Origin of the sequence: Ensifer sp. ENS08 (assembly GCF_014852195.1) — a bacterium.
In the GTDB taxonomy this organism is placed as follows: domain Bacteria; phylum Pseudomonadota; class Alphaproteobacteria; order Rhizobiales; family Rhizobiaceae; genus Ensifer; species Ensifer adhaerens.
Genome location: NZ_JACVBF010000001.1, coordinates 429,789 through 443,756, shown reverse-complemented (window position 1 = coordinate 443,756; position 13,968 = coordinate 429,789). Strand labels below are relative to the sequence as shown.

Sequence of the window (13,968 nt, the reverse complement as noted above, 5' to 3'; positions counted from 1 at the left end):
GATCGGAAATGAACTGGGACATTGTTGAAGGCAAATGGCACGAGCTGAAGGGTAAGGTTCAGACGCAGTGGGGTAAGCTCACCAACGACGACCTCGATATCATCGATGGCCGCAGGGAAGAACTCGCCGGGCGGATCCAGGCGCGATACGGCGTTGCACGTGACGAGGCGGAGCGCCAGATCGACGACTGGATGTCGCGCCGCTAGGCGGTTCGTGGCAAGCAGTCAGTCTTGCTTCCCCGGAAGAACGACGCCAAGACAAAAGCCGCGCGACACCTGTCGAGCGGCTTTTGTTTGTCATGCGCATCGCGCTTATTTCTTCTTTGCCTTGGCCTCTCGCCTGCGAAGTTCTTCAAGCAGAGACTGAAGCTTGGCGCTCTGTTCTTCGCCGTCCGTGTACAGGTCGCGCATCGTCTTTCCGATGTGAAGATTTCTATCGGAGAGATGCGTCCGCTCCCGTCCGGCTTCGGTCGCCGTTTTCCAGATATGTGCTGTCGGCATCTTCATTTCGACCCTGCGTTCCATGGATGAAGAACGTCAGAGTATTGCGAAGGTTCCGGGCATTTCCGGTGCAAACCGTGCCGATTTGGGACTCTTTCGTCTTTCATCGTAAACAGAATATTAATGTCGAGTGACGCCACGGAATTCCGCGCGCCGATTTTGATCGAGAACTGGAACAAATTGAAAGCTATCGCGTTTGCATTGCAGTGATTTAGGCAAGGAGAATTGCTATGTTATACTACGCGCTTGTCTTCCTCGTTGTGGCAATCATAGCGGGTGTACTTGGGTTTGGGGGTATTGCCGGCACGTCCGCGGGCATCGCGCAGATCCTCTTCTTCCTTTTCCTGGTCTTTCTGGTGATTTCGCTCGTTGCCGGCCTGGTGCGCCGCGGCTGAGCGGCCTTATTTGAGTTTTTAGGCATAAACAGGAAACGGGCGGCGTCACAGCCGCCCTCGATGTGTTTGGTGGCCGAATCGTCTTGCTTGCCCTTGCTGGCCCGCTTGGCTATTGATGCCCCAATTGTCGTTTTCGCCCCGGGGTATCGAACATCATGAAATCGCTGGAACTGCTCGTCGAGCGGATCATCCTGTCCAGCCGCTGGCTTCTCGTCATCTTCTACCTTGGCCTGGTCGCGGCACTTGCCCTCTACGGCATCTCGTTCGCCTTCAAGCTGCTGAAGATCGCCAGCATGGTCTTCGTCTATGACGATGCGCAGATGATTCTGGCGATGCTCGGCCTAATCGATGCAGCGCTCGTGGCCAGCCTGATCGTGATGGTGATGATTTCCGGTTACGAGAACTTCGTCAGCCGCTTCGACGAAGGCGATGCGGAGGTCTCCTTCCTCGGCAAGCTCGATTCCGGCAGCCTGAAGATCAAGGTTGCGTCGTCGATCGTGGCCATTTCCTCGATCCACCTGCTGCAGATCTTCTTAAACGCGCAGCAATATTCGAGCGAGCAGTTGATGTGGGCGACGATCATACATCTGGCCTTTGTCGTCTCGGCCGTACTGCTCGGCTATCTCGAGCAAATCATGAATGCGCTGAAGAAGAAGTGATATTGGTGCCGCGGCTTCAGCAAAGCCGCGGTTTGTCTTGATCGAGCAACGGGGCAGCCTGAGATGAAGACTGACGTAGTGGTTCTGGGCGCCGGCATCGTCGGCATTTCCACCGCCATCCATCTCGCCCGCCGCGGCAAGTCGGTGGTGCTGCTCGATCGTCGTGGCCCCGGCGAGGAAACCTCCTACGGCAACGCCGGCCTGATCCAGCGCGAAGGCGTCTTTCCATACGGCTTCCCGCATGATTTCGGCGCGCTCTTCCGCTACGCGCTCAACAACACCATCGACGCCCATTACCATTTCCGCGCCCTTCCGGGCCTGGTGCCGTTCCTCGCCCGCTACTGGTGGCATTCCGGCTTTACCCAGCACCGGCGCATCGCCCAGCTCTATGCGCCGCTGATCGTGCATTCGATCACCGAACATCAGGATCTGATCGAGGCGTCCGGCGCCGGCGACCTCATCCGCAAGGACGGCTGGATGAAAGTGTTCCGCACCGAGAAGGAACGCGACGCCGCGTACAAGGAAGCGGAAAAGCTCTCGGCGGGCTTCGGCGTCAACCACCAGAAGCTTTCGACGAGCGAGCTGAAGACGCTGGAGCCGTCGATCAAGGCCGATCTCGTCGGCGGTCTGCGCTGGAGCGATCCCTGGTCGATCCGCGATCCGCACAGCCTCAACAAGGCCTATCTCGCCTACTTCCAGTCCCTGGGCGGACGGCTGATTTCCGGCGATGCGGCGACGACCGAACACGTACTCGAAGGTCCCGGTTGGCGCGTCGCCACCCCGGAAGGGCCGCTGGAAGCCCGCGAAGTCGTCGTGGCGCTCGGCCCCTGGGCCGATACGGTTACCCGCAAGCTCGGCTATCATTTCCCGCTGGCTGTGAAGCGTGGCTACCACATGCACTACGGCATGCAGGACGGCGCGCAGCTCAACAACTGGGTGCTCGATGCCGAAAAGGGCTACTTCCTGGCGCCGATGCTGCGCGGCATCCGTTTGACGACGGGTGCGGAATTTGCCTGGCGCGATGCGCCGAAGACGCCGGTGCAGCTGACGCGGGCCGAGCGGGTGGCGCGCGAATTCTTCCCGCTTGCCGAACGTCGCGACGAAGAACCCTGGATGGGTGCGCGTCCCTGCACGCCGGATATGATGCCGCTTATCGGCAAGGCGCCGCGTCACGAGGGCCTGTGGTTTGCCTTCGGCCATGCCCATCACGGCATGACGCTTGGGCCGGTCACCGGTCGGGCGCTGGCGGAAGCCATGACCGGCGAAAAGACGGTCATCGACATCGCGCCCTACCGGCCGGAGCGTTTCCTGGCCTGACACGGTCCGAAGCCATAGCATCACGAAGTAGGAAAAGGCCGGACGCTGCGTTTCCGGCCTTGTTCCTTGCCTGATCAGGCGTTGGTGCCGCCGTCGATGGTGAATTCGGCGCCCGTTACGCTGCGGCCGTCAGGCCCCGCCAGCCAGGCGACGACGCCTGCTACGTCGCTCGCCTCGTTGAAACGCGGGATCGCCATCAGTCCGCGCTGCGGGCCGGCATGTTCGCCGTTGGCCGGGTTCATGTCCGTGTCGGTCGAGCCAGGATGGACGATGTTGACGGTGATGCCCTTCGGCCCGAGATCGCGCGCCACCGCTTTGGTGAAGCCAATCAGCGCGCTCTTGCTCAGCACATAAAGGCTCATGCCCGGCCATGGGACGCGGGCGGCGAGGTTGCTGCCGATCGTGATGACGCGCCCGCCATCCGGCATGTGCGCCGAAGCGGCGCGCGTGGCGAGAAACACCGCCTTCACATTGACGTCGATCGTCCGGTCGAAATCCTCCTCAGTCACCTCGTGCAGCGTCCCGGCGTCGAAGATGCCGGCATTGTTGACGAGGATATCGATGCGACCGTGTTTTTCCGCGACCGTCTTGATGGCGGCTTCAACCGCGCCCGGATCGCGGTTGTCCGCCTGGATCGCCAGTGCGCTGCCGCCATCCCCCGTGATCTCCGCCACGAGCGCCTCGGCCTTTTCTTTCGACTGGCTGTAGGTCACCGCCACGGTTGCGCCGTCGTTTGCCAGGCGCCTTGCGATCGCTGCACCGATGCCGCGGCTGCCGCCCGTCACCAGGGCCACCTTGTCTTTCAAACTCGTCACTGGTTTCTCCAAATCTGTAGTGATCGATACATATAAGGGGAAACGACTTGCCATCCGCTGTCAAGCGATTTATGTATTGATCGATACAAAAAAGGATCAGCCGAGATGAGCCGCGGGCGGCCACGCAATTTTTCGAGGGACGAGGCGCTTGCAAGCGCCATGCAGCTTTTCTGGGACAAGGGCTATGACAATACCTCGCTGTCGGATCTGACTCGGGCCATGGGATTGAACCCGCCGAGCCTCTACGCTGCCTTCGGCAGCAAGGCGCAGCTCTTCATCGACGCCGTGGACCTTTACGGCCGCACCGACGGTGCCGGTATCTGGGATGAACTGGAGACGGTTCCGACCGCAAAGGCGGCGGTGCACGACCTGTTGAGACGCACGGCCGAGAATTTTACACAGCGTGGCGAGCCGAGAGGCTGCATGGTGGTTCTGTCGGCACCGCAGATGGCGGGTGGTGATGCGGAGGTCTGTGACGCACTGAAGCTGCGTCGGCTGGAGAAGCAGATGGCTCTGGAGCAGCGTTTCGAGCGCGCAGTCGAGGAAGGCGAACTGCCTGTGGGTGTCGACTGCGCCGCGATTGCCGCCTACGTCGCCTCGCTGCAGCACGGCATGTCGATCCAGGCGCGCGACGGCGCCACGCGGGAAACCCTGGTCGCGATCGCCGACTGCGCCGCAGCCGGCTGGGACGCGATGATTTCCGCAAACATCCGGCCGGACTGACGAACGACGTTTAACGGACACACCCGATCCGTCATTCGGCCTCATGATTTTTGTTCTGGTGAACGACGACGCGAGGGCCGGAGATCAAAAGCCTCCGGCCCACCGGTATGCGCGTGCTCCGTCCTGCTTACGGCGCCGGCTGCGTCATGTCGGGTGTCGCGCCAGGGGTCGAGTTCGGGCTAGCGCCCTGTGTTCCCTGCTGCGGCGTCGCTTCCGGGGCCGGCTGGGTCGTCGTTCCACCGGCGGGAGCCGTGCCCGTATCGGCCGGCGGTGTGGTCTGGCCCGTCGTTCCGGTTGCCGGCTGGTCGGTGGTCGCCGGCGGCGCTGCCGTGTTGGCGGTGTCGCGGCTCAGTTCGGCCGGCAGCCAGGCGATCAACGCCAGCACCAGGCCGGCGAGCAGGATGATGATGATTGGCCAGCTGCTGCGTCTGGGGGGCTCGACAGGTACGTCGCTGAGGTGCGTTTGCGCAGTGGGTTGGGGCAGCGGCTGCCCGGTCACGGGGTCGATGACCGGCTTTTCCTTGAACTCTTCGTGCTGGTTCATTGCGTTGATCCTTTCTTGATCTCCTCGTGGCCTCGGCCGGCTGCTCCTGAACCTTCCCGGGGCAGCGGTGGGCGCCGGATTTCATGCGCTCGCGAGACAGAGCGGCGGGGCGCGCTCGGATCGGCGCGCCGTAACCGTAAACGCGTGAAAATTTGCAATGTTCCGACCGCTACAACCCAAGGGACGTTCGATCGTCGTCGCCCGCTTTACAGCGGAGGTTTCCGCTGCATGATGGTAGCGCTCACGGGAGGGTAGAACGGCATGGCGGATCCGGTATTTCAAAATGGCACCTTTGTCGGTCGCGCCTGGCGAGCCGATGTCGGCGGCCCGTCGGTAGTTGTGATCCGTGACGGCGCGCTCGTCGACATCACCTCGAAGGCAGCGCCCACCATGCGCGACCTCCTCGAACACCCGGATCCCGTTGCGCACATCCGCTCCACCCAGGGCGAGCGGCTTGTCGCGCTCGAGGATTGCCTCGCACAGAAGGCGGATCCGTCCGCCCTGCATCTCCTTGCGCCCTGCGATCTTCAGGCGGTGAAGGCCTGTGGTGTCACCTTCGCGCGCTCGATGATCGAGCGCGTCATCGAGGAGCGGGCGGCGGGCGATGCGTCGCGCGCCGAAACGATCCGCGCCCGCGTCACAACCGTCATCGGCGACAGCCTGCGAAACCTGAAGCCCGGTTCGCCGGAGGCGGCCCGCGTCAAGGCAGCCCTCATCGAAGAGGGCATCTGGTCGCAGTATCTGGAGGTCGGCATCGGTCCGGATGCGGAGGTGTTCACCAAGGCGCAAGCGCTCTCGGCGGTCGGCCCGGGCGCCGATGTCGGCCTGCACCCGGCCTCACGCTGGAACAATCCGGAGCCGGAGATCGTGCTTGCGGTTTCCTCGAGCGGTCAGGTGAGGGGTGCCACCCTCGGCAACGACGTCAACCTGCGCGACATCGAGGGGCGCTCGGCGCTGCTTCTCGGCAAGGCCAAGGACAACAACGCCTCATGCGCCGTCGGTCCCTTTATCCGCCTCTTCGATGAAACCTACGGGATCGACGATGTCCGCAAGGCCGAACTGACGCTCCTGGTCGAAGGCGAGGACGGCTACCGCCTGACCGGCCGCAGTTCGATGGCCGAAATCAGCCGCGACCCGCTCGACCTCGTCGCTCAGACGATTGGCCCGCACCACCAGTATCCTGATGGCCTGATGCTGTTCATGGGCACCCTCTTTGCGCCCGTCGAAGACCGCGACGTGCCCGGCCAGGGCTTCACCCACAAGCTCGGCGACGTGGTGACGATCGCCAATGCCGAGCTCGGCCATCTCACCAATACGGTGAGGTTGTCGACGCAGTGCGCGCCATGGACCTTCGGATCCGCGGCTCTGATGCGCAATCTCGCGGGCAGGGGGCTGCTGTAGGGCAAACGTCTTCCCGTCTTCGCGACGGCGACTACGTCATGTCCCGCATGACCCAGAGCGACCGACCCGCATGCGCAATGTCAGGCACGGCCCGTAGGCGCGCATCATCCCGGAGCCGTATGGCCTCCACCGTATCCATGGAAAAAACCCGCCCATCCGTCTCGTTGGCGTTTGGGGTAATCCACCAGCGCCGACCCTCCTGGCAAAGTCCGGCTTCCGGATGTTCCTGGATGTACTCGATCGCATAGGCTGCATCCGCTTTTCTATCGGTATCGAGCATAAGTCTTCCTCCGCCTGATCGTTTCGGGAGAGGTGTGATCATGCGCTTGTTTGGCCGAAGCCGCCAATGTCGACCTTAGCCACCTGATGAATAGCGTGCGGCTTTCGACCGAGTGCGTACCGACACCTACTTGGGGAAAGTGATTCCCTTACTTAGGTCCTCCAGATCGTACCTGTCGTCATGCGGCGTTCCGTTGATGTCCCCAGTGATCCTCACGTCTGCGATGCCGTTGTTTGTATCAGCCGAGAATTTGAGGCTTGTGTCCTTTTTGACGCTGCGCCCGACGATAGGTTCCAACTTGTCGTCCACGCAGTAGCTGCCGGGCAATTCGTCTATCATCGTTAAATTGTTGCAGTCCTGCTTAAATTTCACGGTTGAGGTGATCGACATGACATTCTCCGTTAGAGAGTCCGGCTAGTCGCGGTTTAGTCGGCGGTCGCGATGCGCCATCGATTGGGTGATCGCATATGAGGTCGGCGACCGCTTTCCGGGCAGGTTCGCGTCTAGAATGAGCGTCTGCGCATCGCCAAAGCTAGTCGCGATTTCAATCAACTCTGTCGATGCCCGAATGCGCCACATTTGATAGGATGCACCTGCGATCGAATCGAAGCCGCAACCGACCGCTGCTTCGGCCTTCGGGCCTGTCACGATGAAGATTCGATGCGAATCCAGTCTGTAGCAATGACCGTCGAATGCGTAGCCGTAGGCCAAGACGATAGAGTAGTCGCCCGCCTTGAGGCCGCCACCATCCTTAAACAGTTGGACCCGAAGCTCGGTACTATGGCCTTCACCGATATCGAACCTGCCGTAGTCATCGTTTGCGTTGAGCTTGACGCCGTAGAGAACAAGCTCGTCCGCTTTGTATCTGCCAGTTGCCGGTGCCGGTACATGTTCGTAGTCCATCTCGTTCTCCCTCTGTTTCACCAAAGAATTTCGCGCCATCGCATGCAATCTTCAAACTGTTCGACATAGGCTCGACCACGTCCCCGATCGGCGGCCGTCAAAAAGGCTTCCGCTGCCGCTTCGAAGGTGACGTCGTCGGGTTCCAGAAACCGCCAGGAGCGAACGACGCTCTCGCCGACGATGTCTCGGGCCTCTTCTAGGGCAGCCTTGCTGGCAAAGTGCTTCAGCTCGTAGTCCGCTCTTGATGGGCGCAACGTCGCTTCGATGAGCTCTGGCGCCAGTTGCTGGCGCAGGTTGCCGAACTGACGCGGATCGAGGTCGGACAGTCCTCGCTCGAAAAGCAGGGTCTGGTACACCTCGACGAGGCAGTCGAAGAGCCCTCCGGCAAATGGCTTGGAATGATCGTGCACTTCATGACTGACGTCGCCCGCGCGCAGCGAATTGTTGAAGGTGCGGATCTGCCTTTCGTCGCTGAGCTCGGCGAAGCGATCGAGTTCGTTGTTGATCAAAAGGTTGCCGCCGGTGCGGCGCAGGATGCGATCCGCGGCTGTATCGAAATGCAGCAAGCCGAGCAGCGATGCGAAGTCGGCGACCGCTTCGTGATAGGCAAAAAACTCGCTGCCGGCGCCGTCGCCCTCAAGCAGGCCCAGTTCGCTGAGAAGGATCAGGTGGCCCATCTCATGGGCGACGGAATCGAAATTGAGCGAGAATCGCGACGTCACTCTCGCAGGTTCGCTTTCCCCGAATTCCACAAAGCCGAAGCCCGATTGTGCGTTGTCCCAGTCGGCAATGTGCGGAATGATCTCCAGCCGGCTCAGGGTCGGTTCGAAGAACCATCTGATTTCGCGCCCGACATAGCCCTCGAAAATATCCAGCACGCGCCGTGCGCAGGCAAAGCTGTGTGTCGCCAGAAAGGCAGGCGAGTCCGGCGTGATGTAATCGAAATGTCCGTCAGCGTCCGGTTCCACCGGCGGGCAGAGTGCGCCGGCATAGGGCGGCAGGATAGGGTAGGCATAGGGCCTCTTGGTTTCGAGCGGATCGGCGACATACATGCGCCGGTCGGACGGGCCGGCCGTAATTCCGCCTGCCGAAGGGGCGAGCCAGACCACCTCGGGTTTCTCGTAACCTGGAATGTATGGGGGTTGCGGAAAGACAAGAAAGCGCGTTCCGAGACGCGGTGAAGCGGCTCTGCCCGGGTCGGCGTCGGACGTGTGAGCGGCGGCATCCATGTTGGCCTCCCTCGCGGTTTCATTATCACCTGTGATTGTAAAATTCGATTAACTTGTTCGGACTAATCCGCTCGGAATATTTCATCGAGCAGCTCAGCGTATTGAAGATCGTATGCAAAAGCCTCGGTCATCTCGAACGCGTTGCTCTTGTCCGGGCCTTTGCGCCGAAGTTTAAAGGTGGAGATCGCCTTTAGTAGTTCGATTGCGTCAAGTTTCTTCTGTCTCGGTAATCCGATTGCGAGATGACGTCTTAATCGCTCAATATCAGGGTCGTTGTTATTATTCCTGACACTGTCGAGGATGGTGCTGTAGCTGCGCTCGGAATAATGAAGCGATCGTGCCGCCTGTTCGAGTGCAACGCGCAGTTCGTGTGTGATGATGCCCCTTCGTTCAGACTGTTTCAGTGTCAGTCTGATGTCAATGAGGGCTTCGGTGAGAGCTCTTGAACCCAGTTCGGGCGGCGCCATCGCCACAGCGACGTCGGCGTCGTCGGCAAGCCTCGTGCGCCGATACCAACGGTAGACGAAGCCATAGCCGATCATCCCTTCGTCGCTGAGTTCCGCCGCGCGGACGGCGCCCATGCTGGATGCGCCGCAGACATACACGCCCTTTGCCAAGGCCCAGAGGATCTCCTTGTGCCGGACCGCCGGCCGCTGCGCAAACTCGCCATCGATGATCGCGATCACCGCCGGGCGATGTTTCAGCACGGCGCGCACGACGTCCCCCTGCCCGGCGGGCGGAAGATAGGTCGCATCGAGCTGTGCTCGCGCCTCGGCGGCACTCAGCGTTGGTCCGAGGAAGACGATCGGTTCACTCCTCAATGCTCACCTCCAGGGGCGGGGCAACCACCCTGACCACATGCAGAGGGAGCGCTTCGTCCGAGAACAGGACCACGACGACGACCGCTTTGACACCAGCGGCGACCATCGCCTCGAGAATGGCCGGCAACGGGTTTTCGCCCCCGTGCGCAGGCTCGTTTTCGGGAAAGGGCAGACCGCCGCGCGACAGGGTTTCGAACCAGGCGATCAGTTCGCTTCGTTCCGGTGGGGCGTAGAAGCGGCCGATCACATCTTCCCGGGTCGCGGCGATGGCGCCGAGGCGCGACTGGCACGCCTCGAGAAGAGCCTTGCCAAGGGCGCGGTCATGATCGATGTCGCAGCCGAAGCCAGACGCCGGCAAGGGGGCCAGCGGAACCCGCGCCGGGTCTTCCATGACATGACACCAATAGGCGGGCAGGCCACTCGGGCTTGGTAACGCCCATACGCCTGCAGCCAGCCCCGCCTGGCGCAGCCGGTCAAGGATTTCACCGGATTTGCCCCGGCCAATGGTGTCGACGCCGATCTGGTAGCGATCGAAGAAGTGCGGCCTCCTCGTGGCCAGATGATGCGCGTGGCGTTCGAGGATCTCAAGGCAGCCGTGAATCAGTGCCTGCTGCAGGCTCGTGCCTGCGGCAAGCCCGGTGGTGTTGCGTTGAAGCCAGTGCGGATGCGGAGAGGGGATGACGTAATTTGTGTCGACCGCCGCCAGCGGCACGGGCCGGAAAGAGCCGGAGATCAGATCCCAGCCTGAAATCCAGGCGAGAGCGTGGCTGTCGGCCCGCGGCGTTGCAGCTGGATGGAGATGCGACCACATCCCGTCGGCATTCATGTCCGCAAGGCTGGCCCGCCACACGCGCTCGGCCGGTATGCGCTCCGATGCCCATCCTTCAAGCGATTCCATCAGGCCGGAAATGGCGGCTTGGGCATAGCTGAGGCCCTTGCCCTGATTGACCGAAACCGAGCGCGAGGCCGGGCGGACCACCTGCACGACCGGTATGCCGATCCGATCGAGCCCGGTTACCGATCCGAGGCGGGTGATCCCGAAATCCCGTCGGAGGGCGAGAATTTTCTCCACGGTTTGCCAGGTGTCGGGAGGGGCTGGGGAGGGGGCGTTCAGCACGCCCTCGAGCGATCGGTCCTGGAACGAAACGCTCGCCATCGCCGACTAGCCGAAGTGATGTCGCAAATCGTGCCCGGCGCGCTTGGCCAGCCATTCGGCGCCCTGCGTCTCGGCCGATTGCAAGGCATATCGCAGGTCGCGCCGTGCCCGCGCAGGAGCGTCGCCGAGCGCCAGCCGCAGATGCGCCCTTCGCCGGTAGAGCTCCGCAAGCCAGAACCATTGGCCGCTCTTGCGGCCAAGCGCGATGGCGTTCTCGATCGGGACGACCGCCGCTCCGGGATCTCCCATGCGTTCCAGGATCTCGGAGTGCATGTCGCTGTGGATCGACAGATTGTCGTCGGTCCCCGTGAGCTTCTGGAGGCGCAGCCCTTCCTCGAAGCGCGCAGCGCCCCGCTCCGGTGACGAGGCCATGGCTTCCGCCCAGCCGCAATACATATTGGCGCGCGCCTGGCTCGCCACCAGGCCATTTTCGTCGGCGAGCGCCAGCATGCGTTCGCCGAGGCTGTGCACGTCTTCATATCGCTGCTGGCAGCGGCGCAACACGATTCCGTAGTAGAGCGCATGCACCATGCTGCCGACATGCTCCGTCCTGTCGGCCCACTCCAGGCATTGCCGGATGGCCGCCTCGCTCGGTTCGTGTGCGTCCGTCAGAAGGTAGGACAAGGCGCTTTCGCCAAGGCCGCAGACCTTGGCGTCGTGGCCGCCGTAGAAGGCGCGATTGCGAAGCGCCCGTTCCGCGTCATATAGGGCGATGCCCTTGCCGACGCAGTCCAGGCAGTAGTCGTGATGGCCTGCATGGAAGCTCGTCGCCCAGCCGCAATGATAAGCCTGAAGCCGCGTTTCGGGATCCCGGGCGCCCTCCATGTCGCTCACCAGCACGCGCGCCCGCGATTGTTGCAGAGAAATGTTCGGAGCGGTGAACCACCAGCCCCAATAGAGCGGCAGGCGCTCTTCGCGGTTGGCAGAGCCGTCGCGCTTGAGCAGTGAAATGGCGCGCGCGTAGGTCCGGCGGGCCAGTTGCGACCCTTCGCCCTCGAGCGCCGTCGCCACGACGCCCTGAAGCTGCAGCAGGTCCAGCAGGAACTGACGGCGATCCACGTGCCGCCGCATCGCCGCGATCTCGCGGGCGCAAAGATCGAGCGACTGGCGGGCCTCGCGCATCGCCGATCGCAGGACGCACGCCTCCGCCGCCTTCATTGCAAATTGCGCCGCCTGGAGATGGAGGCCAGCTTCGGCGCATTGCCAGGCGGCCACGGCTGGCGGCACGCTCGGCACGTCCTCCTCGCTTAGCAATTGGGCGATGCGTTTGTGGAACCTGCGCCGGTCGGTGCGAAGCAGGCTGCCATACGTCGCCTCGTGCTGCAGCACGTGGCGGAACTGGAAGGCGTCGTTGGATGTGGCGCCTTGTTCGATCACGCCATGCGCGACGAGTGCGGCAAGGTCCGCTTCGAGCGAGGCTGCAGCTGCGCCATCGAGCAGCCGATTGAGCAGGCTGACGCTGAACTCCCTGCCGATGACGCTTGCCAGTTGGGCGACGCGGCGGGCGCTTCCAACCTTCGCAAGCTTGACGGCTAGGAGATCGTTCAGCGACGAAACGCCTTCTTCGACGAGCAGCTTCGTCCAGCTGGCGGCGGCAGGCGCGACGGAATGCCGGGTGCGAAGCAGAAGCGCGAGCTCCTTGGCATAAAGCGGCAGTCCGTCGCATTGCTGCAGAATGAAGGACACCAGGCCTGCGGGTGGCGCGCCGCCCCATACGGAGGCGACCAGGCTCTTCATCGCCGCGGTTCCGAGGCCTTGGAGGGGCAGGCTTTCGGCGGCTGCAACCGCCGTCGGTCCACGCGAGGTCTGGACCACGAGAACCGGACGATGGCGAGCGTGGCTCACCAGGTGCTCGAGCATCGTCAGGGTCATGCTGTCGGCCCAGTGCACGTCCTCGATCACGATGAGCTTGGCCGCCTCGCCGGCGCACAGGATCTGCACGGCCGCCCGGATGACATCCTTTCGGAACGCCTCGCCGGAGAGATCGGCAACCTGGATATTGCCGGCCTTGCGTCGCGAATCGCCGCCGGTAAACGTGGCGATCGCGCGCGCCGCGCGCTCATCGACGGGAAGCCCGATGCCGTGCAGGGCCTCCCGCAGCTGCGGTGCGTTGCCGCGCTGCAGGACATCCTTTCCCACGCTTGCTTCCAGAAAGCCGATCAGCGGCTGCATGGGCTCGCCGGTCATCCGTGCATCGCATTGCAGAAGAATATCGGCATCGTTTTCGCGCCCGAGCGAGCGGCGCAGTTCGGCGACGAGCCGGGACTTGCCGATACCTGCTTCACCGGTCACGGCGACCGATCTGCCAGTGCCGCTGCATGCGGCGTTCCACTCGATCGTGAGCCGCGCCAGCTCTTTCTCGCGCCCGCCCATCGGCGCGCCGCGCGCCGGGTTCGACCGGTCGCGGAGAGATCCGGGGCTTCTGGCAAGAGGCTGCCACAGCGCCGACGGTTCAGAGAAGCCCTTGAGAGCGGCGTCGCGCAAGAAAGTATAGTCGAACCTGTTTCGGGTGAGCTGGTAGGTTGCCTCGGCAACAAGGACCGTATCAGGCTGCGCTTCCGCCTGAAGCCGCGCCGCCAGTATCGGCGCGGTGCCGACAATATCCTTGCCGTCGGAGGAGAGGACGACGACGCTGGTTGCGACGCCGACGCGCAACTTGAAGGGTACCGTGCGCGGGCGGTGGCTTTGCCGGGTCGCCATCTCAATGAGCTCCAGAGCCGCCTGGACGGCCATTTCGGCTGCGTCCTCGACCTGCGCCGGATAGCCGAAGTAGCCGCATCCGCCGTCGCCAAGCCGCCGGCTAAGATTGCCCCCATGGCGACGAATGATGTCTTCCGAACTGTTGTGGAGACTGGCGATGGAGCGGAGGTATTTCTCCGGGTCGTTGCTGAGCAACAGCTCGGTCGAACCGACGATATCGTAGAAAACCGCCGTCACCTGGCGCCTTTCGCCGCCGAGCTGAATTTGCGAATCGGACCCCTTCATTCTCGCCATCGCCCAACGTCAGCCGAGTTGACCACATCCCACTCCATTTGCCACGCATAGGCAAGCGACCATGGGGCAGAATATCCTAATATTCCTACCTCAGAGGTGACGGAGCTTATGGTGCGCAGGGAATTCGGCGCCGTATCGGGCCGCCAATGGTGTCAAAGCGACATCCAGCGCGATCTGAAAATCAAGGAATTGAAGAGAGAAGATTGGCTGGGGAACCTGGATTCTCACATG

16 protein-coding genes are annotated in these 13,968 nt (G+C 62.5%); 6 read left to right on the top strand and 10 right to left on the bottom strand.

All coding sequences use genetic code 11. From position 1 onward, the window contains the following. Positions 1–8 precede the first annotated feature (8 nt). Positions 9–206, top strand: a complete 198-nt coding sequence (locus tag IB272_RS02075) for a CsbD family protein (RefSeq protein WP_060584017.1) — start codon at positions 9–11, stop codon at positions 204–206. Between the two features lie 105 nt (positions 207–311). On the opposite strand, the gene IB272_RS02070 is transcribed toward IB272_RS02075, so the two are convergent. Then, positions 312–506, bottom strand: coding sequence for a hypothetical protein (locus IB272_RS02070; RefSeq protein ID WP_060584342.1), 195 nt, complete (start codon positions 504–506; stop codon positions 312–314). 224 nt (positions 507–730) lie between these two features. On the opposite strand from IB272_RS02070, the gene IB272_RS02065 reads away from it, so the two are divergent. The 3 genes from IB272_RS02065 (at position 731) to IB272_RS02055 (ending at position 2,871) form a co-directional block, all read left to right on the top strand. Continuing rightward, complete coding sequence (locus IB272_RS02065) at positions 731–895, top strand: DUF1328 domain-containing protein (protein ID WP_034800864.1); 165 nt, start codon at positions 731–733, stop codon at positions 893–895. A 155-nt stretch (positions 896–1,050) separates the two neighbouring features. After that, complete coding sequence (locus IB272_RS02060; protein WP_082566270.1) at positions 1,051–1,554, top strand: TIGR00645 family protein; 504 nt, start codon at positions 1,051–1,053, stop codon at positions 1,552–1,554. A 63-nt stretch (positions 1,555–1,617) separates the two neighbouring features. Next, positions 1,618–2,871: an FAD-binding oxidoreductase gene (locus IB272_RS02055; protein WP_060584018.1), complete on the top strand. Its 1,254-nt coding sequence runs from the start codon at positions 1,618–1,620 to the stop codon at positions 2,869–2,871. Positions 2,872–2,945: 74 nt separating this feature from the next. Here the strand turns inward: IB272_RS02055 and IB272_RS02050 are convergent, their stop codons facing one another. Beyond that, positions 2,946–3,740: a 3-oxoacyl-ACP reductase family protein gene (locus IB272_RS02050; protein ID WP_060584019.1), complete on the bottom strand. Its 795-nt coding sequence runs from the start codon at positions 3,738–3,740 to the stop codon at positions 2,946–2,948. Positions 3,741–3,791: 51 nt separating this feature from the next. Between IB272_RS02050 and IB272_RS02045 the strand changes: the two genes are divergently transcribed. Beyond that, positions 3,792–4,409 (top strand): TetR/AcrR family transcriptional regulator, encoded by a 618-nt coding sequence (locus IB272_RS02045; protein ID WP_060584020.1) that lies wholly within the window; start codon positions 3,792–3,794, stop codon positions 4,407–4,409. A 127-nt stretch (positions 4,410–4,536) separates the two neighbouring features. Here the strand turns inward: IB272_RS02045 and IB272_RS02040 are convergent, their stop codons facing one another. Beyond that, the gene (locus IB272_RS02040) at positions 4,537–4,953 is read right to left on the bottom strand and encodes a hypothetical protein (RefSeq protein WP_060584022.1); all 417 of its coding nucleotides are present in this window, start codon (positions 4,951–4,953) and stop codon (positions 4,537–4,539) included. Between the two features lie 261 nt (positions 4,954–5,214). Between IB272_RS02040 and IB272_RS02035 the strand changes: the two genes are divergently transcribed. Further along, on the top strand, positions 5,215–6,354 hold the full coding sequence (locus IB272_RS02035; RefSeq protein ID WP_060584023.1) for a fumarylacetoacetate hydrolase family protein: 1,140 nt from the start codon (positions 5,215–5,217) through the stop codon (positions 6,352–6,354). A gap of 31 nt (positions 6,355–6,385) precedes the next feature. Here IB272_RS02035 and IB272_RS02030 read toward each other — a convergent pair whose 3' ends face one another. From IB272_RS02030 to IB272_RS02000, 7 genes are all read right to left on the bottom strand, one after another. After that, on the bottom strand, positions 6,386–6,634 hold the full coding sequence (locus IB272_RS02030; protein WP_034800874.1) for a hypothetical protein: 249 nt from the start codon (positions 6,632–6,634) through the stop codon (positions 6,386–6,388). 126 nt (positions 6,635–6,760) lie between these two features. Beyond that, the gene (locus IB272_RS02025) at positions 6,761–7,024 is read right to left on the bottom strand and encodes a hypothetical protein (protein ID WP_034800877.1); all 264 of its coding nucleotides are present in this window, start codon (positions 7,022–7,024) and stop codon (positions 6,761–6,763) included. 24 nt (positions 7,025–7,048) lie between these two features. Further along, a complete protein-coding gene (locus IB272_RS02020; RefSeq protein ID WP_034800879.1) occupies positions 7,049–7,537 on the bottom strand; it encodes a hypothetical protein in 489 nt (162 codons plus the stop codon). Positions 7,538–7,554: 17 nt separating this feature from the next. Next, positions 7,555–8,766 (bottom strand): hypothetical protein, encoded by a 1,212-nt coding sequence (locus tag IB272_RS02015; RefSeq protein WP_060584031.1) that lies wholly within the window; start codon positions 8,764–8,766, stop codon positions 7,555–7,557. 62 nt (positions 8,767–8,828) lie between these two features. Next, positions 8,829–9,587, bottom strand: coding sequence for a TfuA-like protein (locus IB272_RS02010; RefSeq protein ID WP_060584033.1), 759 nt, complete (start codon positions 9,585–9,587; stop codon positions 8,829–8,831). Continuing rightward, positions 9,577–10,743 (bottom strand): YcaO-like family protein, encoded by a 1,167-nt coding sequence (locus tag IB272_RS02005; protein WP_060584035.1) that lies wholly within the window; start codon positions 10,741–10,743, stop codon positions 9,577–9,579. Before IB272_RS02005 ends, IB272_RS02010 begins: the two co-directional genes overlap by 11 nt. Positions 10,744–10,749: 6 nt before the next feature. Continuing rightward, positions 10,750–13,728, bottom strand: coding sequence for an AAA family ATPase (locus tag IB272_RS02000; RefSeq protein WP_060584037.1), 2,979 nt, complete (start codon positions 13,726–13,728; stop codon positions 10,750–10,752). Between the last annotated feature and the right edge of the window lie 240 nt (positions 13,729–13,968).

What these genes read in the sequence shown, in the direction of transcription:
- IB272_RS02020 (WP_034800879.1), bottom strand. Translation starts at nt 7,537, where the DNA reads ATGGACTACGAACATGTACCGGCACCGGCAACTGGCAGATACAAAGCG.
- IB272_RS02055 (WP_060584018.1), top strand. Translation starts at nt 1,618, where the DNA reads ATGAAGACTGACGTAGTGGTTCTGGGCGCCGGCATCGTCGGCATTTCC.
- IB272_RS02075 (WP_060584017.1), top strand. Translation starts at nt 9, where the DNA reads ATGAACTGGGACATTGTTGAAGGCAAATGGCACGAGCTGAAGGGTAAG.
- IB272_RS02050 (WP_060584019.1), bottom strand. Translation starts at nt 3,740, where the DNA reads ATGGCAAGTCGTTTCCCCTTATATGTATCGATCACTACAGATTTGGAG.
- IB272_RS02060 (WP_082566270.1), top strand. Translation starts at nt 1,051, where the DNA reads ATGAAATCGCTGGAACTGCTCGTCGAGCGGATCATCCTGTCCAGCCGC.
- IB272_RS02030 (WP_034800874.1), bottom strand. Translation starts at nt 6,634, where the DNA reads ATGCTCGATACCGATAGAAAAGCGGATGCAGCCTATGCGATCGAGTAC.
- IB272_RS02070 (WP_060584342.1), bottom strand. Translation starts at nt 506, where the DNA reads ATGAAGATGCCGACAGCACATATCTGGAAAACGGCGACCGAAGCCGGA.
- IB272_RS02015 (WP_060584031.1), bottom strand. Translation starts at nt 8,766, where the DNA reads ATGGATGCCGCCGCTCACACGTCCGACGCCGACCCGGGCAGAGCCGCT.
- IB272_RS02040 (WP_060584022.1), bottom strand. Translation starts at nt 4,953, where the DNA reads ATGAACCAGCACGAAGAGTTCAAGGAAAAGCCGGTCATCGACCCCGTG.
- IB272_RS02065 (WP_034800864.1), top strand. Translation starts at nt 731, where the DNA reads ATGTTATACTACGCGCTTGTCTTCCTCGTTGTGGCAATCATAGCGGGT.
- IB272_RS02005 (WP_060584035.1), bottom strand. Translation starts at nt 10,743, where the DNA reads ATGGCGAGCGTTTCGTTCCAGGACCGATCGCTCGAGGGCGTGCTGAAC.
- IB272_RS02035 (WP_060584023.1), top strand. Translation starts at nt 5,215, where the DNA reads ATGGCGGATCCGGTATTTCAAAATGGCACCTTTGTCGGTCGCGCCTGG.
- IB272_RS02025 (WP_034800877.1), bottom strand. Translation starts at nt 7,024, where the DNA reads ATGTCGATCACCTCAACCGTGAAATTTAAGCAGGACTGCAACAATTTA.
- IB272_RS02000 (WP_060584037.1), bottom strand. Translation starts at nt 13,728, where the DNA reads ATGAAGGGGTCCGATTCGCAAATTCAGCTCGGCGGCGAAAGGCGCCAG.
- IB272_RS02045 (WP_060584020.1), top strand. Translation starts at nt 3,792, where the DNA reads ATGAGCCGCGGGCGGCCACGCAATTTTTCGAGGGACGAGGCGCTTGCA.